Origin of the sequence: Pantoea rwandensis, assembly GCF_002095475.1 — a bacterium.
Taxonomy (GTDB): Bacteria; Pseudomonadota; Gammaproteobacteria; order Enterobacterales; family Enterobacteriaceae; genus Pantoea; species Pantoea rwandensis.
This window is the reverse complement of the sequence record NZ_MLFR01000014.1, coordinates 54,939-76,085: the sequence shown is the minus strand read 5'-3', so window position 1 is coordinate 76,085 and position 21,147 is coordinate 54,939. Positions and strand designations below refer to the sequence as shown.

General features: G+C 53.1%; 20 protein-coding genes. 2 read left to right on the top strand and 18 right to left on the bottom strand.

Features of this window, described 5'->3' with window-relative positions:
• Window positions 1-2: 2 nt before the first annotated feature.
• The 12 genes from holB to yceD all read right to left on the bottom strand — a co-directional run bounded on the left by holB (window position 3) and on the right by yceD (window position 9,705).
• Window positions 3-992, bottom strand: a complete 990-nt coding sequence (gene holB, locus HA51_RS14540) for a DNA polymerase III subunit delta' (RefSeq protein WP_084935311.1) — start codon at window positions 990-992, stop codon at window positions 3-5.
• Entirely contained in the window at window positions 989-1,624 is a 636-nt protein-coding gene (tmk, locus tag HA51_RS14535) for a dTMP kinase (protein ID WP_084935310.1), read from the bottom strand. Before tmk ends, holB begins: the two co-directional genes overlap by 4 nt.
• Entirely contained in the window at window positions 1,614-2,699 is a 1,086-nt protein-coding gene (gene mltG, locus HA51_RS14530; RefSeq protein ID WP_245840221.1) for an endolytic transglycosylase MltG, read from the bottom strand. Before mltG ends, tmk begins: the two co-directional genes overlap by 11 nt.
• Complete coding sequence (gene pabC, locus HA51_RS14525; RefSeq protein WP_084935392.1) at window positions 2,629-3,441, bottom strand: aminodeoxychorismate lyase; 813 nt, start codon at window positions 3,439-3,441, stop codon at window positions 2,629-2,631. Before pabC ends, mltG begins: the two co-directional genes overlap by 71 nt.
• Window positions 3,442-3,564: 123 nt before the next feature.
• Window positions 3,565-4,806: a beta-ketoacyl-ACP synthase II gene (gene fabF, locus HA51_RS14520; protein ID WP_084935309.1), complete on the bottom strand. Its 1,242-nt coding sequence runs from the start codon at window positions 4,804-4,806 to the stop codon at window positions 3,565-3,567.
• Between the two features lie 86 nt (window positions 4,807-4,892).
• Window positions 4,893-5,129, bottom strand: coding sequence for an acyl carrier protein (gene acpP / locus HA51_RS14515; protein ID WP_007885774.1), 237 nt, complete (start codon window positions 5,127-5,129; stop codon window positions 4,893-4,895).
• Window positions 5,130-5,282: 153 nt separating this feature from the next.
• Window positions 5,283-6,017: a 3-oxoacyl-ACP reductase FabG gene (fabG, locus tag HA51_RS14510; RefSeq protein ID WP_084935308.1), complete on the bottom strand. Its 735-nt coding sequence runs from the start codon at window positions 6,015-6,017 to the stop codon at window positions 5,283-5,285.
• 10 nt (window positions 6,018-6,027) lie between these two features.
• Entirely contained in the window at window positions 6,028-6,960 is a 933-nt protein-coding gene (gene fabD / locus HA51_RS14505) for an ACP S-malonyltransferase (RefSeq protein ID WP_084935307.1), read from the bottom strand.
• Window positions 6,961-6,976: 16 nt separating this feature from the next.
• Window positions 6,977-7,930, bottom strand: coding sequence for a beta-ketoacyl-ACP synthase III (locus HA51_RS14500; RefSeq protein ID WP_084935306.1), 954 nt, complete (start codon window positions 7,928-7,930; stop codon window positions 6,977-6,979).
• Window positions 7,931-8,971 (bottom strand): phosphate acyltransferase PlsX, encoded by a 1,041-nt coding sequence (plsX, locus tag HA51_RS14495; protein WP_084935305.1) that lies wholly within the window; start codon window positions 8,969-8,971, stop codon window positions 7,931-7,933. It lies immediately after the preceding gene.
• A gap of 27 nt (window positions 8,972-8,998) precedes the next feature.
• Window positions 8,999-9,169 (bottom strand): 50S ribosomal protein L32, encoded by a 171-nt coding sequence (rpmF, locus tag HA51_RS14490; protein ID WP_007885783.1) that lies wholly within the window; start codon window positions 9,167-9,169, stop codon window positions 8,999-9,001.
• A gap of 14 nt (window positions 9,170-9,183) precedes the next feature.
• Complete coding sequence (gene yceD, locus HA51_RS14485) at window positions 9,184-9,705, bottom strand: 23S rRNA accumulation protein YceD (RefSeq protein ID WP_084935304.1); 522 nt, start codon at window positions 9,703-9,705, stop codon at window positions 9,184-9,186.
• 143 nt (window positions 9,706-9,848) lie between these two features.
• On the opposite strand from yceD, the gene HA51_RS14480 reads away from it, so the two are divergent.
• Complete coding sequence (locus HA51_RS14480) at window positions 9,849-10,430, top strand: Maf family protein (protein ID WP_211282949.1); 582 nt, start codon at window positions 9,849-9,851, stop codon at window positions 10,428-10,430.
• Between the two features lie 11 nt (window positions 10,431-10,441).
• Here the strand turns inward: HA51_RS14480 and rluC are convergent, their stop codons facing one another.
• A complete protein-coding gene (rluC, locus tag HA51_RS14475) occupies window positions 10,442-11,398 on the bottom strand; it encodes a 23S rRNA pseudouridine(955/2504/2580) synthase RluC (RefSeq protein ID WP_084935302.1) in 957 nt (318 codons plus the stop codon).
• A 573-nt stretch (window positions 11,399-11,971) separates the two neighbouring features.
• Here rluC and rne point away from each other — a divergent pair.
• The gene (gene rne / locus HA51_RS14470) at window positions 11,972-15,334 is read left to right on the top strand and encodes a ribonuclease E (RefSeq protein WP_084935301.1); all 3,363 of its coding nucleotides are present in this window, start codon (window positions 11,972-11,974) and stop codon (window positions 15,332-15,334) included.
• Between the two features lie 287 nt (window positions 15,335-15,621).
• Here rne and flgL read toward each other — a convergent pair whose 3' ends face one another.
• The 5 genes from flgL to HA51_RS14445 all read right to left on the bottom strand — a co-directional run bounded on the left by flgL (window position 15,622) and on the right by HA51_RS14445 (window position 21,139).
• Window positions 15,622-16,584: a flagellar hook-associated protein FlgL gene (gene flgL, locus HA51_RS14465; RefSeq protein ID WP_084935300.1), complete on the bottom strand. Its 963-nt coding sequence runs from the start codon at window positions 16,582-16,584 to the stop codon at window positions 15,622-15,624.
• 20 nt (window positions 16,585-16,604) lie between these two features.
• On the bottom strand, window positions 16,605-18,251 hold the full coding sequence (gene flgK / locus HA51_RS14460; RefSeq protein WP_084935299.1) for a flagellar hook-associated protein FlgK: 1,647 nt from the start codon (window positions 18,249-18,251) through the stop codon (window positions 16,605-16,607).
• Window positions 18,252-18,369: 118 nt separating this feature from the next.
• Entirely contained in the window at window positions 18,370-19,311 is a 942-nt protein-coding gene (gene flgJ, locus HA51_RS14455; protein WP_084935298.1) for a flagellar assembly peptidoglycan hydrolase FlgJ, read from the bottom strand.
• Window positions 19,311-20,417: a flagellar basal body P-ring protein FlgI gene (locus HA51_RS14450; RefSeq protein WP_084935297.1), complete on the bottom strand. Its 1,107-nt coding sequence runs from the start codon at window positions 20,415-20,417 to the stop codon at window positions 19,311-19,313. The genes flgJ and HA51_RS14450 overlap by 1 nt, the downstream gene beginning before the upstream one ends.
• An 11-nt stretch (window positions 20,418-20,428) precedes the next feature.
• Window positions 20,429-21,139 carry a flagellar basal body L-ring protein FlgH gene (locus HA51_RS14445; RefSeq protein ID WP_084935296.1) on the bottom strand — a complete coding sequence of 237 codons (711 nt, stop codon included), beginning with the start codon at window positions 21,137-21,139 and terminating at the stop codon, window positions 20,429-20,431.
• Window positions 21,140-21,147: the final 8 nt, after the last annotated feature.

The following is a 21,147-nucleotide window of genomic DNA, read 5'->3' as shown; positions in this document are numbered from 1 at the left end:
ACTTAACCAACGGTCGCGGGCGTAATCAACTGTCCCCAAGCTAACAGTCGGTCGGTCAAAATCAGTTCACGATTCAGTGCAGCGACATGTAACAGTTGCTCACGGCACTGCATCCACTGCTGCGCACTGGCATTCAAGGCGCTGCTGTTGAGTTGCTGAGCCAGCTGTATGACCACATCAGGACGATCGCCATTGCTGAGCCAATTGCTGGCACCTTGCTGCACTTTCATTGCATCAACCAGCAGCGAAATCAGCCAACTCAAACGCTCTGCCACATCGTCACTGTTTAACGCAGGCAAAAGTTGCAGCACATCACCGTGCAATGCAGTGAGTAAGATTGCACACAACTTTTCACGTGCCTGCCAGCGTTCAGGCTGCAGCAGTGCTAAGGCTGCGGCAGGTGCCCCATTGCTCAACCGTAAGGCGGCACGCAATACTGGTTCCGATTGCGGTTGCTGCTTTTGCAGCCAAGGTAAACTCTGAATCTCTTCCGGCGGAGACAGATGCCACGTCATACAGCGACTGCGTAACGTGGCCAGTAACCGCGAGGGTTCACTCACGCTGAGAAAGAACCAGCAATTCGCGGGCGGCTCTTCCAGCGTTTTCAACAGGGCGTTGGCCGCGGCTTCAGTCAGCTGGGCAGCATCCGGTAGCCAGACAATCTTGGCGCCTCCCTGCTGGGCAAAATGATAGAGCTTTTCAGTGACATCTCTGACCGCGTCGATGCCCAATGAAGATTTGCCCTTTTCAGCTTCCAGTCGATACCAGTCAGGGTGCGTATGCGCCTGCATCAACTGACAGCCATGGCAATGGCCGCAGCTCTTTAACCCCTCGGGCTGTTGGCACATCAACCATCGGCTGACACCCCACACCAGCGCATCATCTCCCATACCGTCAATAGCTTGAATCAGTAAGGCGTGATGCGCCTGACCAGCCTGATGACGAGTGATAATCTGCCGATAAGGCTGGTTCAGCCACGGATACCAGTTCATGCCATCTGGCCTGCTAGCCAGTTTCGCAATGCCAGCTGAAGCGATGATGTCACGCCAGTGATATTTTGTGTCGCATCGATGGTGATAATCGAGGGGTCGGACTCCGCCAATGCCAGATAACGTTCACGCGTGCGCTCAAAAAAGCGCAGCGATTCCTGTTCGATACGATCCAGCTCTCCGCGTGCACGCGCACGTTGCAAACCAATTTCTGGCGTCACGTCCAGATAAAGCGTGAGGTCGGGACGAAAATCTCCGAGCACGGCATCGCGCAGCGTGGTCATCAACTGCGTATCTAAACCACGACCGCCTCCCTGATAGGCTTGTGAGGATAAATCATGACGATCGCCAATCACCCACGCACCACGCGCCAGCGCAGGTCTAATCACGTTTTCAACCAGCTGTACTCTTGCGGCGTACAGCATCAGCAGCTCGGCTTTGTCAGTTACCTGCTCGCCATCAATCCCCTGCTTCACCAGCACCCTTAGCTGTTCAGCCAGCGGCGTGCCGCCAGGTTCACGGGTGAAAACGACATCATGAATACCTTGCTCATGCAGAACCGCGACCACTGCGTCACGCGCCGTGGTCTTGCCTGCGCCCTCCAGGCCCTCAATGACGATAAACTTACTTTTCATTTTTTTCCTTCATAGCCAGTCGGTAAACCTGCACAGCTTTATTGTGACTGGCGAGATTGGTGGTAAAGGTATGACCGCCTTTACCATCAGCAACAAAATAGAGGTAATTCGTTTTCTCTGGATGCGCCGCAGCTTCCAGTGAGGCACGACCCGGCATGGCGATCGGACCAGGCGGTAAGCCACTGATGCTATAGGTATTGTAATCGGTAGGCGTTTCCAGATCTTTGCGCGTCAAGGTGCCGGTATAGCTATCCCCCATACCATAAATCACGGTGGGATCAGTTTGCAGCTTCATGCCGGTACGCAGTCGGTTGATAAACACTGACGCTACGCGCGCGCGCTCTTCACTCACACCGGTCTCTTTCTCAATGATCGACGCCATCGTCACCAAGTCCTGCTCTTTTTTATAAGGCAGATTATCCATGCGCCCCTGCCAGATCTCATCGACCAGCTTATTCATACGGGCGTGAGCACGCTCTAACAGCGCCACATCGCTGGTATTGGCGGTGTAGAGATAGGTATCAGGATAGAAAGCCCCCTCGAGCTGGCTGGCATCCAGTTTCAGGGCTGCCGCCACCGTGGCAAACTCATCGTCCGTCAGCGTGTGTTTGATGTAAGGCGCCTTGCGCAGTTCAACCAGCCACTCTTGAAGACGCGAGCCTTCAACAAAACGTACCGGGAATTGAGCCTCTTTGCCACTGGCCAGCAACTCCAGCAGTTGGCGCACCGTCATATTGCTTTCCAACCGATACGTACCCGCTTTGAATTTGGCCAACTCTGGCTCAAGTTTCAACAAAGGGCCGAACCAGATGCTGTCAGGAATGATGTGCTGGCTCTCCAACTGCGCTTCCAACACCACGCGTCCGCTTCCTGCCGGCAACGTATAAATGGTTTCCTGGTTGATGGTCAAAGGTGTATCGGCTAAACGTTCGATCTGCCAATAACTAAATGCAGCCGCGAGGCCTGCAATCGCCACCGCGCTGGCGAGAATTTTTTCATTCGGGTCATGATGCTTCCATCGTCTGGCAACTGGCCTGCAGTTGCTGATACAGCGTGCGTGCGGTAAATGAGACATCGTCAATTTTCCGCACAGGTAAAACCGGCATCAGGGCATTGCAGATCACCACTTCATCGGCGTTCAGTACATCATCCCTGCTTCCGTCGATCAACTGACAAGCTTGGCCTGATCGCGCCATTTGTGCCATCAGATAACGGCGCATAATGCCGTCAACGCCCGCTTGATCAAGGCGCGGCGTAAAAATGTTATTGCCTTTGCGCCAGAATAAATTGGCCGCACAGCATTCCACCACCGTCCCTGCAGTGTCAAGCACCAGCGCTTCGTCAGCTTCAGTTTGATCGAGATGGTGGCGAATCAGAACTTGCTCCAATCGGTTAAGATGCTTAAGTCCCGCCAGCAATGGATTTCGCGCCAGCGCGATCGGGCTGGTCACGAGGGTTGCCCCCTGCTGCTGCAAGGTTGCGTAATGCTGCGGCCAGGGTGAAAGAGACAGAATGCGTGTTGGCGCCATGCAACCCTTGCGGCTATAGCCTCGGCCGCCTGCGCCTGGCGTCAAAATCACTTTCAATACGGCTTGATTTTGCTGGGCGGCAACTTGCTGCATCTCCGTTGCCAACTGGGCCAGATTGGGTAATGGCATAAGCAAGCGCTCACAGGTTTTTTGCAATCGCTGTAAATGGGCTTCCAACAGCTGGATTTTGCCGTCCAGTATAGCCGCCGTTGTGAAACAGCCGTCACCAAACTGGACCGCGCGATCCCGCGCAGTAATGTCGGTCTGTTCAATGCCGTTAATCCACATAGCCATTGCCCCTAACTGCTGTGCTGTCTGAATACCACTGACGGAGGTAAGAATCCACGCTGTTGCGTGACAAAATATAAAAAAAGGCCCGCATTGCGGGCCTCTGTTTGGGCTAGGTAGGGATTATACCTTGCGGAAAATCAGCGAGCCGTTGGTGCCGCCAAATCCGAAGGAGTTACACAACGTGTACTCCAATCCACTCACTTGACGCGCCGTATGCGGCACGAAGTCAAGATCACAACCTTCATCTGGATTATCCAGATTGATGGTTGGTGGAACCGCTTGATCACGCAGCGCCAGAATCGAATAAATCGCTTCTACCGCGCCTGCTGCACCCAGCAAGTGGCCAGTCATGGATTTGGTAGAACTCACCATTACGCTGTGAGCCGATGCACCAAATACAGACTTAACCGCTTGAGCTTCGGCTTTATCACCCGCTGGCGTTGAGGTGCCATGCGCGTTGACGTAGCCAATCTGTTCGGCATTCAGTTGCGCATCACGCAATGCATTTATCATTGCTGCTGCTGCACCCGAACCGTCCTCTGGTGGAGACGTCATGTGGTAAGCATCGCTACTCATGCCGAAACCAATGATTTCCGCATAAATTTTCGCACCGCGCTTTTTCGCATGCTCGTACTCTTCCAGCACTACAATGCCCGCACCGTCGCCCAACACAAAACCATCACGATCTTTATCCCACGGACGGCTTGCCGCCTGCGGATTGTCATTATTGGTAGAAAGCGCACGTGCTGCACCGAAGCCACCGACACCCAGCGGGGTACTGGCTTTCTCTGCACCACCTGCCAGCATCACGTCTGCATCGTTATAAGCAATGATACGTGCTGCATGGCCAATGTTATGCACGCCAGAAGTACAAGCAGTCGCAATGGAGATGCTTGGACCTTTCAGGCCATACATGATGGTCAGGTGACCGGCCACCATGTTAACAATGGTAGAAGGAACGAAGAACGGGCTGATTTTGCGCGGGCCGCCGTTGACCAGTGAACTGTGGTTGTCTTCAATCAAACCCAGTCCGCCAATGCCGGAACCGATAGCTGCGCCGATGCGACCGGCATTCTCATCAGTTACGACCAGACCGGAGTCCGCCATAGCCTGAATACCAGCAACAATGCCGTATTGGATGAAGTCATCCATCTTGCGCTGATCTTTGCGCGAGATGAATTCATCGCAATTAAAATCTCTTACTAAGCCCGCAAAGCGTGTTGCGTAGGCACTAGTATCAAAATGGTCGATCAGGCTGATGCCGCTCTGACCGGCAAGGAGAGCACTCCAGGTAGACTCTACGGTATTGCCGACAGGAGACAACATGCCAAGACCAGTCACAACTACACGACGCTTAGACACGTACGTCCTCCAGGGAGGGAAAAAATAACGCTATGTGGGGCAAACATAAAACTCAGGCGGTCGAGGAGACCGCCTGAAGATATTCATTAGCCTTGGTGGCTATTGATGTAATCGATCGCTGCCTGAACGGTAGTGATTTTCTCAGCTTCTTCGTCTGGAATTTCAGTATCAAACTCTTCTTCCAGAGCCATTACCAGCTCAACGGTGTCAAGAGAATCTGCACCCAGGTCTTCAACGAAAGAAGCAGTGTTAATCACTTCGTCTTCTTTAACACCCAGCTGCTCAGCTACGATTTTCTTAACGCGTTGTTCGATATCGCTCATACTATTTAATTTCCTATCAAAACTCGCTTTCGCGATGGTTTTCGTAGTGTATAAAATGTTGAAAAAGATGCAACAAAATCCCGGCTGGTCGAACCACGATTTTGCGCTATTCTGCGGTGTTTACCGCAGATAATGCAAATGTTTTCGTGATTATCAGACCATGTACATGCCGCCATTGACGTGGAGCGTCTCACCCGTGATGTAAGAGGCTTCGTCAGAGGCTAAGAATGCAACAGCATTGGCAATCTCCTGCGGGTCGCCTAAACGACCTGCCGGCACTTCTGCCAAAATGCCCGAGCGCTGATCTTCGTTCAGTGCACGCGTCATGTCCGTCTCAATAAAGCCCGGAGCCACGACGTTTACTGTAATGCCACGTGACGCAATTTCTCGCGCCAGTGATTTGCTAAAGCCAATCAAACCTGCTTTTGCTGCCGCATAGTTTGCTTGACCCGCGTTACCCATGGTTCCAACAACAGAACCGATGGTAATGATACGGCCCACGCGTTTTTTCATCATGGCACGCAATACCGCCTTGGAAAGACGGAAGACAGATGTCAGGTTGGTATCAAGGATATCCGCCCACTCATCGTCCTTCATGCGCATCAACAGATTGTCACGCGTAATGCCTGCATTATTGACTAAAATGTCCACTTCGCCAAATTCGGCGCGAACTTTCTCGAGCACGCTCTCAATGGAGGCGGCATCGGTGACGTTCAACAGCAGACCTTTACCGTTATCGCCGAGGTAAGCACTGATTGCTTCCGCACCGCTTTCACTGGTGGCGGTTCCCACCACTTTCGCACCGCGCGCAACCAGCGTTTCCGCGATCGCACGGCCAATGCCGCGGCTTGCGCCAGTCACCAGCGCTACTTTACCTTCAAAGCTCATGTTTTTCCTCTTATTCCTGTGTAAGCGCAGCATTCAGTGACGCAGAATCGTTCACTGCAGCTGCGGTCAGGCTGTCCACAATGCGTTTGGTCAGACCGGTCAGGACTTTGCCTGGGCCGATCTCCAGCAACTGGCCAACGCCTTGGGTGGCAACAAATTCAACCGCTTCGGTCCAACGCACTGGGCTGTATAGCTGGCGAACCAGTGCACTGCGGATCGCAGCGGCATCAGTTTCACACTTCACGTCAACGTTGTTAACAACAGGCACAGTCGGTGCGTTGAAAGTGATGCTTTCGAGCGCCACAGCAAGTTTATCCGCTGCGGGCTTCATCAACGCACAGTGTGATGGCACGCTCACAGGCAACGGCAGAGCACGTTTGGCACCTGCAGCCTTGCAAGCTGCACCAGCACGTTCAACAGCTTCTTTGTTACCCGCAATGACCACTTGGCCTGGCGAGTTAAAGTTAACAGGAGACACCACTTGGCCTTGCGCACTCTCTTCACAGGCTTTACGGATCGATTCATCATCGAGGCCGATAATGGCTTGCATGGCACCCGTACCCTCAGGTACAGCTTCCTGCATCAGCTTGCCGCGCAGTTCAACCAGCTTAATGGCATCGGCAAAGTTCAGCACGCCAGCACAAACCAGCGCAGAGTATTCACCCAAGCTGTGGCCAGCCATCAGCAAAGGTTGTGGGCCGTTTTTGCTCTGCCAGACGCGATAGATGGCGACAGAAGCCGCCAGCAATGCAGGTTGGGTCTGCCAGGTTTTATTCAGCTCTTCAGCCGGGCCTTGTTGCACCAGCTGCCATAAGTCGTAACCCAGTGCATCAGAAGCTTCACGGAAGGTGGCTTCAACCTGCGGATTTTCGACAGCCAATTCGGCCAACATGCCAACGGTCTGCGAACCCTGTCCTGGGAAAACAAAAGCAAATTGCGTCATCATTCGTTCCTGTCAATCAAAAGCGAACCAGCGCCGAACCCCAGGTGAAACCGCCACCAAAGGCTTCAAGCAGAATCAAATGTCCTGGCTTGATACGACCATCGCGCACCGCTTCGTCCAGTGCAGTAGGCACTGACGCAGCAGAAGTGTTGCCGTGGCGATCCAGTGTCACCACCACTTTTTCCATACCCATGCCGAGCTTTCTGGCGGTGGCGCTGATAATGCGCAGGTTGGCCTGATGCGGCACCAGCCAATCGAGCATTTCACGGTCAAGGTTATTGGCTTGCAGCGTCTCGTCCACAATGTGGGCAAGTTCGGTCACCGCGACTTTAAAGACTTCGTTACCGGCCATGGTGAGATAAGCTGGCTCATCCTGATGTTCACGATCTTGATACGGCAGCGTCAGTAGCTTGCCATAACGTCCGTCAGCATGCAGATGCGTTGACAGGATACCAGGTTCTTCACTTTGACCCAGCACCACAGCACCCGCGCCGTCACCAAACAGGATGATGGTGCCACGATCGTTAGGATCGAGAGTACGGGCTAAGACGTCTGCACCGATCACCAATGCATGCTTAACCACACCATTTTTGATGTACTGATCGGCTACGCTAAGCGCATAAGTGAAGCCCGCGCACGCGGCGGCCAGATCGAAAGAAGCACAGTCATTAATCTCCAGCATTTGCTGGATCATGCACGCTGAACTTGGGAAAGCATGGCTGGAAGATGTGGTCGCCACAATAATCAGGCCTACATCGCTGGCCGCAACACCCGCCATCTCTAGCGCGCGCTGTGCAGCTGCAAAGCCCATAGTGGCAACCGTTTCATCTGGCGCGGCAATGCGGCGCTCACGGATACCGGTACGCGTGACAATCCACTCGTCCGAAGTCTCCACCATTTTTTCCAGATCCGCATTGGAGCGAACCTGCTCAGGCAAATAGCTGCCCGTACCGATAATTTTGGTAAACATCTACGCTTTGTCACTCCTGGCTAATACAGCGTCAAGGCGCGCAGCAATCCTCTCTGGGACTTGCCTTCGCACCGCCTGCTCTGCCTGCTCTATCGCCACGGCAAACGCACGTTGATTCGCCGCACCGTGGCTTTTGATCACTGTCCCGCGCAATCCTAACAGACAAGCGCCATTGTACTGGTCGGGGTTGAGATGACCGAAACGTTTAGCCAGACGCTTTTGCAACCAGCGCCCAACCCATTTCAACCACCACGCCCGTTTTTTCCCATCCTCTGACGACTTGAGCAGAGAAAGAAACATTCTTACCACGCCTTCCATGGTTTTAAGCGTGACGTTTCCCACGAAGCCATCACAAACCAGCACATCCGTCTTGCCGGTGAGGAGATCGTTCCCCTCAAGGTAACCAATATAGTTGATTTGCGGTGTGTCTCGTAGAACCGCAGATGCTGCGCGAATCGTTTCCAACCCTTTGGTCTCTTCCTGCCCAATGTTGAGCAGTGCGACACGTGGCTTGGTGATTTCCAGCACCTCTTCGGCCATTACTGCACCCATGACCGCAAACTGCACCAGCATTTCGCTGTCAGAATCCACGTTCGCACCGAGATCCAGCACCACCGTTTTGCCCTGTTGCTGATGCGGCAATACGGTCATCAACGCCGGACGATCAATGCCATCCAGCGGTTTCAATAACATTTTGGCTAAACCCATGAGAGCACCGGTATTCCCGGCACTAACACAGGCTTGCGCATTCCCCTCTTTCACCTGTTCTAACGCCACACGCATTGAGCTGCCACGGCTGTTTCGAATAGCTTGTGAAGGTTTGGCATCACTTGCAATAACCGATTCGGCAGGGATCACCTGCACACGCCCCAGTAACGAGGAATCCGCTTTGGCAAGAAATGACGAGATGATGTCGGGGTCCCCGACCAGAAGTAAAACCAGATGCGTATGAGAGGCCAGTGCCTGCAAGGATGCAGGCACTGTCACGCAGGGACCGAAGTCCCCGCCCATGGCATCAACTGCCAGGGTCAAACGTGTCAAGGTATCGCCTTGCGTAACTGCAAAGAATTACTTGGTGATAACCTTGCGACCGCGGTAGTAACCATCCGCAGTGATATGGTGACGCAGATGAGTTTCACCAGAAACTTTATCTACTGACAGAGCTGCGGTGGTCAGCGCATCGTGTGAACGACGCATACCACGCTTAGAACGGGTTGGTTTATTCTGTTGTACGGCCATGGACCTTACTCCTATTACTTACGCTTTAAACTGGCTAATACGGCAAATGGATTTGGTTTTTCTGCCTCTTCAGGCAACTTACCAAATACCATGTCCGCGTCGGACACTTCACAGTGTTCAGAATCATGCACCGGAACTACAGGCAGCGCGAGGATGAGTTCATCTTCGATAACTGCCAGCAAGTCGATTTCGCCGAAATCATTGATATCAACTGGCTCGTAAGCTTCCGGCAGTGCCTCGGCCTGTTCATCAGAAGAGACAGGACTGAAGCAATAGCTTACGTGAACATGGTGCGGAAATGACTGGTTGCAGCGTTGACATGACAAAGTCACCTGCGTTTCAGCTGTTCCTTGCAGAACCGCTAAGCGCTGGTTGTCAATCGCAAACGACATGGTGCATTCCACATCACTGTCCACACTCACGACCGTGTCACCCAAGCGCGCCACCAATTCAGGTGCATACACACCTTGGTAATCAAGGCGTTTTTGCGCGGCGCGGGCCACATCGATCGTCAGGGGTAATTTTACCTTTTGCATAGGGCGCGCATATTAACTTTGTAACGTCATAGAGTCAAAGAAAAAGGCCGGTTTACAGCATCTTTCACCCGTTAGTCGCATCCAGTGCGGCGCATAGTTTAAAATGCCTGTCATGTTTACGCTATCTATTCTGAAAAAAAATGATGACACCCTTAATTCTGGCTTCCACCTCCCCTTTCCGTCAGGCGATCTTGAGTAAACTTGGCCTGCCTTTTATCTCTGTTGCACCGCAGTGTGACGAAACACCACAGGCTGGCGAGTCTGCGCAGAATCTGGTTCAGCGCCTGGCATTAGGCAAAGCGCAGGCGTTAGCCGCCGACTATCCCGACCACTGGATAATCGGTTCCGACCAGGTCTGTGTGCTGAATGGCACCATCACGGGTAAACCTCATACTGTCGAAAATGCCTGCCAGCAACTCGCTGCAGCGAGCGGTAAAGTCATTACCTTTTATACCGGGTTGGCACTGATTCAACCGCAAAGCGGGCAACAGTGCGTCATCTGTGAACCTTTTAACGTGCACTTTCGCTCATTAACCGCTGCTGAGATCCGCCAGTATGTTGAAAAGGAGCAGCCGTTAAACTGCGCGGGTAGCTTTAAAAGTGAAGGGATGGGGATTTGTCTGTTTGAACAGTTAGAAGGACGCGATCCCAATACGCTGATTGGCTTACCGCTGATCGCTTTGAATGAAATGTTGCTAAAAGTGGGCATCAACGCATTAAGTTGATGCCCGGAGCATTAGGCTTTTTTGCTACGTAGCTTTTCCAGGCAGCGCTTAAGCGCGCCATCAAGCGGCGCTTCCATTCGCAACACTTCTCCGGTGTTCGGATGGGTAAAAGTCAGTGCCGCCGCGTGCAAGAACAGCCGAGCCAAACCTGTTGATGCGAGTTGGCGATCAAACTCACGGTCGCCATAACGATCGTCGAAAGCGATAGGATGACCGCCATGCAGCGTGTGGACACGAATCTGATGCGTGCGACCGGTCACCGGACTTGCCTTCACTAAGGTCGCAAAACCAAAACGCTCTTCCACTTTGAAACGCGTTTCTGAAGGTTTACCCTCTGCACTGACACGCACCACACGTTCACCGCTTTGGAGAATGTTTTTCAGCAGCGGTGCCTGCACCACTTTCAGATGCGAAGGCCAGTCACCACGAACCAGTGCCAGATAATCTTTCTGCATCCCTTTTTCGCGTAACTGCTCATGCAGCGAACGCAATGCAGATCGTTTCTTGGCCACCAGTAAAATGCCGGAAGTGTCACGATCCAGGCGATGGACTAATTCCAAGAACCGCGCTTCCGGGCGTAATGCTCGCAGACCTTCAATCACACCAAAACTCAGCCCGCTGCCACCATGCACCGCTGTACCTGACGGCTTATTGAGGACTAACAGATGATCATCTTCATACAGGATGGCATTCGCCAGCGCGGCAACCTTGTCGAGTTTCGGTGATACGGCCTGGTCTTCACGCTCTGCCACTCGCACCGGCGGAATACGCACTTCATCCCCTGCTTGCAGCTTGTATTCGGGTTTCACGCGCCCTTTATTCACTCGCACTTCGCCTTTACGCAAAATGCGATAAATCATACTTTTCGGCACACCCTTGAGTTGGGTGCGCAAAAAGTTATCAATTCGTTGTTCGGCATTTTCAGCCGTAATGGCGACATAAAGTACGCCGGGATTCTCTGTTTTCATGGCGGCGATTCTAAATAGTGTCCCCGGATAGCGCCACCCCTTTTTCTGTGCTTAACTCTCTCTTTATCGCATTGGTAAAAGGTCATAATGATGACTTTTTCATCGATACGATGTTAAGCCCTGCAAATGAACAGGTTAAGGATGCACAAACTTCACAGCTTGGCAAAAGTCGCCTTGCTATATGTGAGTGAGCAATGGAATAATGCAGGGGTTTCTGTCCTGGAAAGAGTCAGGCAGGAAAAAGAGCGAAATTAAGGTATTTTGCCGGATAAAACGGACACGCAGCAATGGCGTAAGACGTGATGTTTAATCAGGCACTTAGCGGGCTGCGGGTTGCGGCCTGGACGACAGACTGGGATGTGTGGATTTTGAATACTCTGTAGCATTTCCACCTTCAGGCGCTGGTTTTCCTTATGAAAAACAGGCCACCGACAAGATTTGCGCCTCTTTAGCCGCCGACAACCGTGAGGTTGACGTCAGTGCATTAAGACACGAGGCCATCGGTTGATTCTCGTCCATGGGTAACGATGCCCGCAGCTTTATCACTCATGTGAGAATAACGAGTAAGTCACGATGAAAAGAATGTTAATTAACGCATCTCAGCAGGAAGAGTTGCGCGTTGCCCTTGTTGACGGCCAACGTCTGTACGATCTGGATATCGAAAGTCCCGGACACGAGCAGAAAAAAGCCAATATCTACAAAGGTAAGATCACCCGTGTTGAACCCAGCCTCGAAGCGGCATTTGTCGATTATGGTGCTGAACGTCACGGTTTCCTCCCTCTTAAAGAAATTTCTCGCGAATACTTCCCTGCTAATTACAACGCGCATGGCCGTCCAAACATCAAAGAGGTGTTGCGTGAAGGTCAGGAAGTTATCGTCCAAATTGATAAAGAAGAACGCGGAAATAAAGGTGCAGCACTGACAACCTTTATTTCACTGGCCGGTAGCTATCTGGTTCTGATGCCTAACAACCCTCGCGCCGGTGGCATTTCTCGCCGTATCGAAGGGGATGACCGTACCGAGCTGAAAGAAGCCCTCTCCGCGCTGGAATTGCCAGAAGGAATGGGTCTGATTGTTCGCACCGCAGGCGTCGGCAAATCTGCCGAGTCACTGCAGTGGGACCTCAGTTTCCGCCTTAAGCACTGGGAAGCCATTAAAAAAGCCGCCGATAGCCGCCCTGCACCTTTCCTGATCCATCAGGAAAGTAACGTAATTGTGCGCGCCTTCCGCGACTACCTGCGCCAGGATATCGGTGAAATCCTCATTGATAACCCAAAAGTCCTGGAGCTGGCTCGTCAGCACATTGCTGCCCTCGGCCGTCCAGACTTCAGCAGCAAAATCAAACTGTACACCGGTGAAATTCCGCTGTTCAGCCACTACCAAATCGAATCGCAGATTGAATCCGCTTTCCAGCGTGAAGTGCGTTTACCTTCCGGTGGCTCGATTGTTATCGACAGCACCGAAGCGTTAACCGCTATCGACATCAACTCCGCGCGTGCAACACGCGGTGGTGATATCGAAGAAACGGCGTTCAATACCAATCTGGAAGCGGCCGATGAAATCGCGCGCCAACTGCGTCTGCGTGACCTCGGTGGCCTGATCGTCATCGACTTCATCGACATGACCCCTGTTCGTCACCAGCGCGCGGTGGAAAACCGTCTGCGCGAAGCGGTGCGTCAGGATCGCGCGCGTATTCAGATCAGCCATATTTCTCGCTTCGGCCTGTTGGAAATGTCGCGCCAGCGTCTCAGCCCATCGCTGGGTGAATCCAGTCATCACGTCTGCCCACGCTGTAGCGGTACGGGCACCATCCGTGATAACGAGTCGCTGTCGCTGTCTATTCTCCGCTTAATCGAAGAAGAAGCGCTGAAAGACAACACTAAAGAAGTGCATGCGATTGTTCCAGTCCCTGTCGCTTCCTACCTGCTGAACGAAAAACGTGATGCAGTTAGTGCGATTGAGAAACGTCAGGGCGGCGTGCGTGCCATCATCGTGCCAAACGATCAGATGGAAACACCACACTACTCAGTCCTGCGCGTGCGCAAGGGTGAAGAGACACAAACGCTCTCTTATCACCTGCCGAAACTGCATGAAGCAGAAATGGCCCTGCCTTCGGAAGAAGAGAGTGCCGAGCGTCGTCGTCCTGAGCAGCCAGCACTGGCCGCTTTCGTGATGCCAGATGCACCACCTGCGCCAGTTGAGATTGAACAAGAGATTAAGCCGACTGCAACAGCAGAAGCTAAACCGACTAAAGCAGTCGCCGCACCTGCTGCCGCTGCTAACCCGGGCTTTATTGCACGTCTGTTAGGTGGCTTGAAAAAACTGTTTGCTGGCGATGCGCCTGCAGCTGCACCGGCCGAAGTGAAAACGGAAGAGCAACCTGCGGCTGAGGGTGAGAATAACTCACAACGTGGTGACCGTCGTAACAACCGTCGCAACAATAATCGTCGTGAGCGTACGCCGCGTAATGGCGAAAATGTTCAGGGTCGTGAAGGCCGCGAGCCACGTGAAGCACGCGAACCACGTGAGTCTCGTGAACCGCGCGAAGCCCGTGAGCCACGTGACAACCAAGACAATCGCCGCAACAAGCGTCAAAACGAGCCACGTGGTGAGCGTCCGGCCCTGACCGAAGAGCAGCTGCAGCAGCGTGATGAGCAGCAGCAACAGCGTCGCGAACAACGTGCTGAGCGCCAGCGCCGTCGCCAGGAAGAGAAACGTAATCAGCAGGAGGATCAAAAAGCCGCTGAGACCGTAACTCAAACTGACACCGTTGATGAAAGCGTTGCGCAGGAAGAAGAGCGTGTGCAGGTGATGCCACGTCGCAAACAACGTCAGTTGACCCAACGCGTGCGTGTTGGTGATACGGGTGAAGTCGCGGCCGCGATTCCAACACCTGTCGCAACTGAAGCAGCCGTTGAAACGGCACAGCGTGTGCAATTCAATGAGCAAGCTGAAGTCGCGCAGGAAGATCAGGACGAAGGTGATAGCCGTGACAGCGCTAATATGCCGCGCCGTTCACGTCGTTCTCCACGTCACCTGCGTGTTAGCGGTCAACGTCGTCGTCGTTATCGTGACGAACGTTACCCAACGCAGTCTGCGATGCCGCTGGAATCAGCTGCTGCCTCTCCAGAGATGGCGTCAGGCAAAGTTTGGATTACCTACCCGGTTGCCCAGACTCACGAGCATTTCACCTCTCAGGAAGCGCTGAACGAAATGCCAGAATACGGCTATGATGCACCAGCAGTAGAAGAACTGCCGGTGGCCGTTGAAGCCGCATCAGCCGTTGCAGCACAGCCAGAAGCGCAAGCGATCGTTCATCAGGTTGAACCGCAGCCACACACTGAAGTGCCAGTGGTGAATACCGATGATCTTTCACCTGTTGTTGCCCCTGTTAACGAAGAGCCTGCTGTTATTTCTGCAGCTCAAGAGCAGACGGCACAAGTAACAGCTGCAGAAGCCGTATCGGCAGTTGAAGTTGAAGTTGCAGCTGTTCCTGTTGCTGAGGTTGAAACTGCTCCAGTTGAAGCGGTTGCTGCTAAGGTTGAAGAAGCCGTAGCCGAACCTGTCACCGCGCATGTTAGCGAAGCAGTAGAGACAGCCGAGCAGGCACCGGCAGATGTTGCGCCAGCGGTTGAAGCTGAGGTGGAAGAAGTGCTGAGTGCACCTGTCGCCGCTGAAGCGCCCGTCACTCCAGTGGCTGAACCGCATGCACCTGTTGCCGCACGTGATACCGCAATCAGCAATGTTGAAACTCGCTGGAAACATCACGCAACTGCGCCGATGACGAAAGCACCAGCCCCTGCTTGGGAGCCTGAAACGGTTCGCCACAGTGACTGGGTACGTCCGGTGTTCGACTTTGACGGTCGTGGTTCTGCAGGCGGCCACAGCGCTACCCATCAGGCAACCGCACCGGCAACGCGTCCAGAAAGCATTTAAGTCTCAGCAGTAAAACAGCCTTATCCAAACCCCGACTTGTTCGGGGTTTTTTATCGCCTGTTTCTACCGAACGGTAACGCGGTTATTCATCGCGCAGCCTCCCAGCAAGGATGCCAGTGACAGATGTGCATCATATTGCACAGCCAGATCACATCTCTCTCCAGCGCTTCACTCCCTTAACGGTTAGAGGTTTTGCTACAGGCAAAAAAATCCCACGGCCTCGAAAGACAGTGGGAGAAACTAAGCGCGCCCGGTTTAAGCACGCTCAAATTTTCAGGTCAGATAAATTAAGAGTTCAGCTGGAACAGCGACATCTTCGACATATCAGTGAAGGTTTTATATGACGCTTGAAGTGCCGTTTGTTGCATGGTGTAGCTGGAAATCGCTTGGGTGTAATCCACCTCAACCAGATTACTCATCTGCGTGGCCATAATGGTGTCATTGGTGTCACCTTGCGCATCAAGGGTGTCAACTTCATCCATTTTAATGCCGGTATCTGAACGTACAGTGAGCACATTGTTAAGGGAGTTACTCAGACCACGGTTGGTTTTATCCATCGCGTCCTGGAAGGTTTGCTGTGTCGCTTCATCAGCATCGGCCTGCGGGACTTTCAGTGCCGCAATGGCGCTATCCAGCATCTCAAAGACATTCGTTTCGCTGGGACTGCCGTCTGGTTCGGCTTTGGCATTACTGCTGAGCGACATAAACACCGAATCGCCAGTATTGCCTACCGTCATCGTGCGACTGTCACTGACTTGTTGGCTGATAGCATCAGTACCGCCGACATAAGTGACGCCGCTTCCTGTATCGCTAAATGGTGCACTTTCGGTTTTATAGCCCGCAAAGATATAACGGCCATTAGAGTCTTTCGTATTGGCCAACCCGAGTAGCTGATCGCGCAATCCCTGTAACTGGGTGGCGTATGAAGCACGGTCATCATCGCTCAACGTCCCCGTTGAGGCGGCGACGATGGTGGTTTGCGCAGACTGAATGGCAGTCGTCACACCCTGCAGGGTATTTTCCTCAAAAGACAAGCTTTGGTTAGCAAAAGTACGCGCGGTTGCATACTGGCTACTTTTTGCCTGCGACTGTGCCAGGACAACCGAACTTGCCGCAGCAATCGGATCATCCGATGGATTATTCACACGTAAACCGCTTGAAAGCTGCTGCCCGACTTTTAACCAAGAAGATTGCGAATCAGTGATTCCGCGAACCTGTTGGTCAAAAATCATATTAGTACTTAAACGCATGTTTTTTATCCTCTTTTTACTTAGCCGCGGATATCCATCAGCGCATTAAAAATCGTACTTGCCGTCTGAAGTACCTGCGCATTAGCCATGTAAAACTGCTGATACTTGGTCAGGTTGGAGTACTCTTCATCAAGGTTGACGCCGGAAACGGATTGTTGACGATCCGTTAACTGAGTCACCACGCTTTCTTGAGTGGTACTTGCCGTCTCCAGTGAGCTGGTTTTATTACCCACAGTGCTGACGATCGTCGCGTAGGCTTGTGCCAGTGTCGAATTACCGTTAACCAGCTTCGAGTTCTGCAGATCCAACATCTTTTGTGCGTTGGTATTATCGCTTTCACCACTAGTGGCGCTTGAAGCAGCCGCAATTTGTGACTCATCAGTAATGGCAACCGTCATACCACTGATCACGTTTTGCACCGGTTTCACCAAGAAGCTGTCTTTGGCTTTGGCATCACCCGTTACCGTCAGGTCCAGACCATCAAAACTCAAAGTGGTATTGCCATCGCTGTCAGTGCCCGGGGTAGCCGTCACCTTCACGTTGTCTGACATACGTGTGACTGACCAGTTGCTGCCGTCATAGCTCACCGTGTAATTAGAGGCTTTCAAGGCACTGCTATCCGACCAGGCTGCAGTGACTTCTGCGGTACCGGTATTCTTGGTATTGCTTAACACCGTGGGGCTGCCGATGGTAAAGAAATCAGTACCCTGATCGCCATTACTGTCGTAACCCGCCGTCTGCACGGCATTGAAGCTGGTGGTGAATGCGGCCGCCAACTGGCCTAACTGGTTCTGCGCGGTATCCAGGTCCTGCGTACGGAAGGCGAGCAGACCACCCAGTGAACCGGTCGTCAGCGTTTTTTCTGGGATTTCAACGTTGCCAGCCAGCTTGTCAACATAACCCACGGTGGTACGTGAAGGATCGCTGCTGGAAGGCATCGCGACCAACTGCGTGGTATTTTTACCGTTGACCAGCGTGGTACTACCCATGGAAACGATGTAGTTGCCATCCTGCTTGGAAACGGTGACGCCAACGACGTTATTCAGGCTGTTAACCAGCTGATCACGTTGATCCAGCAGATCATTCGGCGCTGATCCATCTGAAGAGGTGAGCTTCGAGATTTGCGTATTGAGGTTGGCAATCTGGCTGGTGTAGGTATTGATCTGATCCACGCTGGACGACACATCTGTATTCACGCTGTTCTGCATGCTGGTGAGATATTGCGAGGTGGTCTGAAACTGATTCACCAGGCCCTGCGCATAACTCAGCATCGACTGACGTGCAGAAGGATCGCTCGCGTTACTCACCACGTTGGACACGTTAGTAAAGAAGCTTTGAATCGACGTCGACAAACTGGTGGTCGAGGTGGAAAGCAAATCATCGATGTTCGAAATCTGCGAGTACTGTGAGTTCACCGCACTGTAATTAGCACTGGAACCGCGCAACTGCGCCGTGATGAACTCATCATATTCACGCTGCACGCCCGTGACATTCACACCATTACCGTAATAGCTGCTGCCAGATAGGGTACTGTTGGCTTCGTTCAGCAGAATGGTTTGACGCGAATATCCCGCGACCGTGTAATTACTGATGTTATTACTGGTGGTGCTTAATGCGGCCTGTGCGGCGCTCAGCCCACTCATCGCTGAGTTAATTATGCTGGACATCTCGGTTCCTTTATTTCCCGTTAACCGGGCTGGCAGTCATCAGTGCGATTGTGCGGGCGAGAATGCCCGCAGCTTATGATGGTTATCGGCGTGCTTAAGTGAAACTTGAGGCAAAAAATCAGAACAAATCAGTGATATCCTGGCTGTAAGCCTTCACCACTTTTTCACCCATGTTTTTGAATTGCTGAATCATTCCCACCAATTTCTGCGCATATTTCGGATCGGTGGCGTAGCCCGCTGCCTGCAGGGCTCGTGCGCCCTGCTCCGGCGTTTCGGCATTGGCCACCGCGGCATAGCGTGGGTTATTGGAAAGCAGTTTGACGTAGTCGCTGAGCGCTTCCATATAGGAGCCATACACACGGAAGGTCGCGTGGACTTTCTTGGCTACACCGCCCTCATATTCCGTGGTCATGATGTCGGTGGTCTCGCCCTTCCAGTCTCCCCCCGCCTTAATGCCAAACACGTTGTAGCTCGGTTTGCCATCGCGCGTCAGTATCTGTCGCTGGCCCCACCCTGATTCCAGAGCAGCCTGCGCCAGGATCAGGTGATGAGGAATACCACTCTGTTGGCTGGCGACCTGGGCGGGCTGTGCCAGCTGCGCAATAAAATCATTGCTGTCAGCCGGGAAGCTCGAAGGTGAAACCGGCAGGCGCGGTACCGCTTTACGCACCATCTGCTCCAGCTGGCTGGACGGCAGATTGCTATAGATAAAGCTGTTATCCAGCTTCATCGGGACCGTGCCCGCAGTTTCATCAGGCTCTTGTGCCGGCTGCATCTGCTTCACGATCAGATCTGCCATGCCTAATCCATGCTTGCCAATTTCCTGCGCAATCTGCTGATCGTACATCGAGGTATACATACGTGTTGAATCGCTGCTGAAAATGCCATCTTTCGGCAGCGTGTCACGCATACTCTTCAGCATCATCTGCACGAACATACCCTCAACCTGCTTCGCGACCTGCAGCGCCTTCCCTTTCGGGTCGGCGGCGGCTTCACGTTTCAGGTCGTTAAGCGAGCGGCTGTCGTATGCCGCGTTCATCAGCGATTGCGTATCCGTCATCAGATGATTTCCAGTTTGGCGCGCAGACAACCTGCGCTCTGCATGGATTGCAGAATCGACATCAGTTCAATCGGCGTCGCGCCCAAGGCATTCAGTGCGCGCACCACATTGTTCAGGTTGGCGCTGGCGTTAACACGCTGCAGGGCTCCACCGCTCTGGCGCAAATCGATCTGCGTCTGCGTGGTGGCGACCGTCTGTCCACCGGCGAACGGCGTGTTCGGCTGGCTGACGTTCTGCTGCTGATTCACCGTCACTGACAAGTTGCCTTGCGCCACAGCACAGGTGTTGAGCGTCACCTCACGGTTCATTACCACAGAACCGGTACGCGAGTTGATGATGACTTTTGCATCCTCAACTGGCACGGAAACATCTATGTTCTGAATATCGGCCAGTAAACGCACCTGCGAACTGTTGTTTGGCGAGACACGAATTTGCACTGTGCGCGCGTCCAGCGGTTGCGCTGATCCCACGCCACGGCTGTTGATCGCATCAGCAATGCGTTGTGCCATGGTGAAGTCTTCAGTATTGAGCTGCAGGTTAATGGTGTTCTGGCTACCGAAGTTACTTTGCAGCTCACGCTCTACCGTTGCACCGTCAGTAATGCGGCCGCCATTTAGCTGGTTCACCTGCACACTGCTGCCGCCCGCAGACGCACCCGCACCACCCACCAGAATGTTCCCTTGCGCTAACGCATAGACTTGGTTATCGACACCTTTCATGGGGGTCATTAACAACGTGCCCCCACGCAAACTTTTGGCGTTACCCAAGGAGGAAACCACCACATCGATGTTTTGCCCTTGACGCGCAAATGTCGGCAATTTGGCCGTTACCATTACCGCCGCCACGTTTTTCAGCTGCATATTGGTACCCGTTGGTACCGTAATGCCCAGCTGCGACAGCATGTTGCTTACCGTCTGGGTGGTAAACGGGGTTTGCGTGGTCTGGTCACCGGTACCATCCAAACCCACCACTAAGCCGTAACCGATCAGTTGGTTATCGCGCACGCCCTGCACGGAAGTGAGATCGCGAATACGATCAGCGTGAGCCATCAGGCTGACGCCAAGCAAAAAGCTCAGACTCAGGCGTAGCAGAGTGTTTATTTTCATCATTACCTCGATTACATCGGCGAGACGTTCAGGAAGAAACGCTGGAACCAGCCCATGGTCTGCGCCTCATTGATATAGCCATTTCCGACGTACTCAATACGTGCATCGGCCACCTGCGTTGACAACACGGCGTTGCTGGCGCTGATGGTGCGTGGGTTAACCACACCCGAGAAGCGAATGAATTCGGTTCCCTGGTTAATTTCGATCTGTTTCTCACCGACCACGCGCAGGTTGCCGTTCGACAGCACCTGGTTAACCGTGACGGTAATGGTGCCGGTAAAGGTGTTGTTCGCGGTTGCGCCACCTTTGCCTGCGAAATCATTTTTGCCATTGGCATCCAGTCCCGCTTTTTCACCAGCGGCTCCCACCAGACCACTCAGTCCGGTCGGTACGGTACTCACACCAAAGCTGTTACTGCCATCACGGCTGGCGTTAGCAGAAGAGCTTTTACTGGCGCTGACGTTCTCTTGCAGCGTGATCGTCAGTGTGTCGCCAATATTACGTGGGCGGCGATCCTCAAACAGCGGCTGATAGCCGTAGTTCAGTGGCGCCACGCCCTGGAAAATAGACCCATTCACCACCGGCGGCGCAGACGGCGTTGGCTCTGCCGTGGTTGTACCCTGTACCAGTGGTGTGCGCGGAACCAGCGCACAACCGTTAAGTGTCAGTAGCAGCGTGGCTACTAACCAATGCCCAGGCTTGATAATCACTTGCTTCGCCACGGAGTTCT

Bases quoted from the DNA above. Each gene is read 5' to 3' on its own strand.
- holB (WP_084935311.1), bottom strand. From the start codon at position 992: ATGAACTGGTATCCGTGGCTGAACCAGCCTTATCGGCAGATTATCACT.
- tmk (WP_084935310.1), bottom strand. From the start codon at position 1,624: ATGAAAAGTAAGTTTATCGTCATTGAGGGCCTGGAGGGCGCAGGCAAG.
- mltG (WP_245840221.1), bottom strand. From the start codon at position 2,699: ATGTCTCATTTACCGCACGCACGCTGTATCAGCAACTGCAGGCCAGTT.
- pabC (WP_084935392.1), bottom strand. From the start codon at position 3,441: ATGTGGATTAACGGCATTGAACAGACCGACATTACTGCGCGGGATCGC.
- acpP (WP_007885774.1), bottom strand. From the start codon at position 5,129: ATGAGCGATATCGAACAACGCGTTAAGAAAATCGTAGCTGAGCAGCTG.
- fabG (WP_084935308.1), bottom strand. From the start codon at position 6,017: ATGAGCTTTGAAGGTAAAGTAGCGCTGGTGACTGGCGCAAGCCGCGGC.
- fabD (WP_084935307.1), bottom strand. From the start codon at position 6,960: ATGACGCAATTTGCTTTTGTTTTCCCAGGACAGGGTTCGCAGACCGTT.
- HA51_RS14500 (WP_084935306.1), bottom strand. From the start codon at position 7,930: ATGTTTACCAAAATTATCGGTACGGGCAGCTATTTGCCTGAGCAGGTT.
- rpmF (WP_007885783.1), bottom strand. From the start codon at position 9,169: ATGGCCGTACAACAGAATAAACCAACCCGTTCTAAGCGTGGTATGCGT.
- yceD (WP_084935304.1), bottom strand. From the start codon at position 9,705: ATGCAAAAGGTAAAATTACCCCTGACGATCGATGTGGCCCGCGCCGCG.
- HA51_RS14480 (WP_211282949.1), top strand. From the start codon at position 9,849: ATGACACCCTTAATTCTGGCTTCCACCTCCCCTTTCCGTCAGGCGATC.
- rluC (WP_084935302.1), bottom strand. From the start codon at position 11,398: ATGAAAACAGAGAATCCCGGCGTACTTTATGTCGCCATTACGGCTGAA.
- rne (WP_084935301.1), top strand. From the start codon at position 11,972: ATGAAAAGAATGTTAATTAACGCATCTCAGCAGGAAGAGTTGCGCGTT.
- flgL (WP_084935300.1), bottom strand. From the start codon at position 16,584: ATGCGTTTAAGTACTAATATGATTTTTGACCAACAGGTTCGCGGAATC.
- flgK (WP_084935299.1), bottom strand. From the start codon at position 18,251: ATGTCCAGCATAATTAACTCAGCGATGAGTGGGCTGAGCGCCGCACAG.
- flgJ (WP_084935298.1), bottom strand. From the start codon at position 19,311: ATGACGGATACGCAATCGCTGATGAACGCGGCATACGACAGCCGCTCG.
- HA51_RS14450 (WP_084935297.1), bottom strand. From the start codon at position 20,417: ATGAAAATAAACACTCTGCTACGCCTGAGTCTGAGCTTTTTGCTTGGC.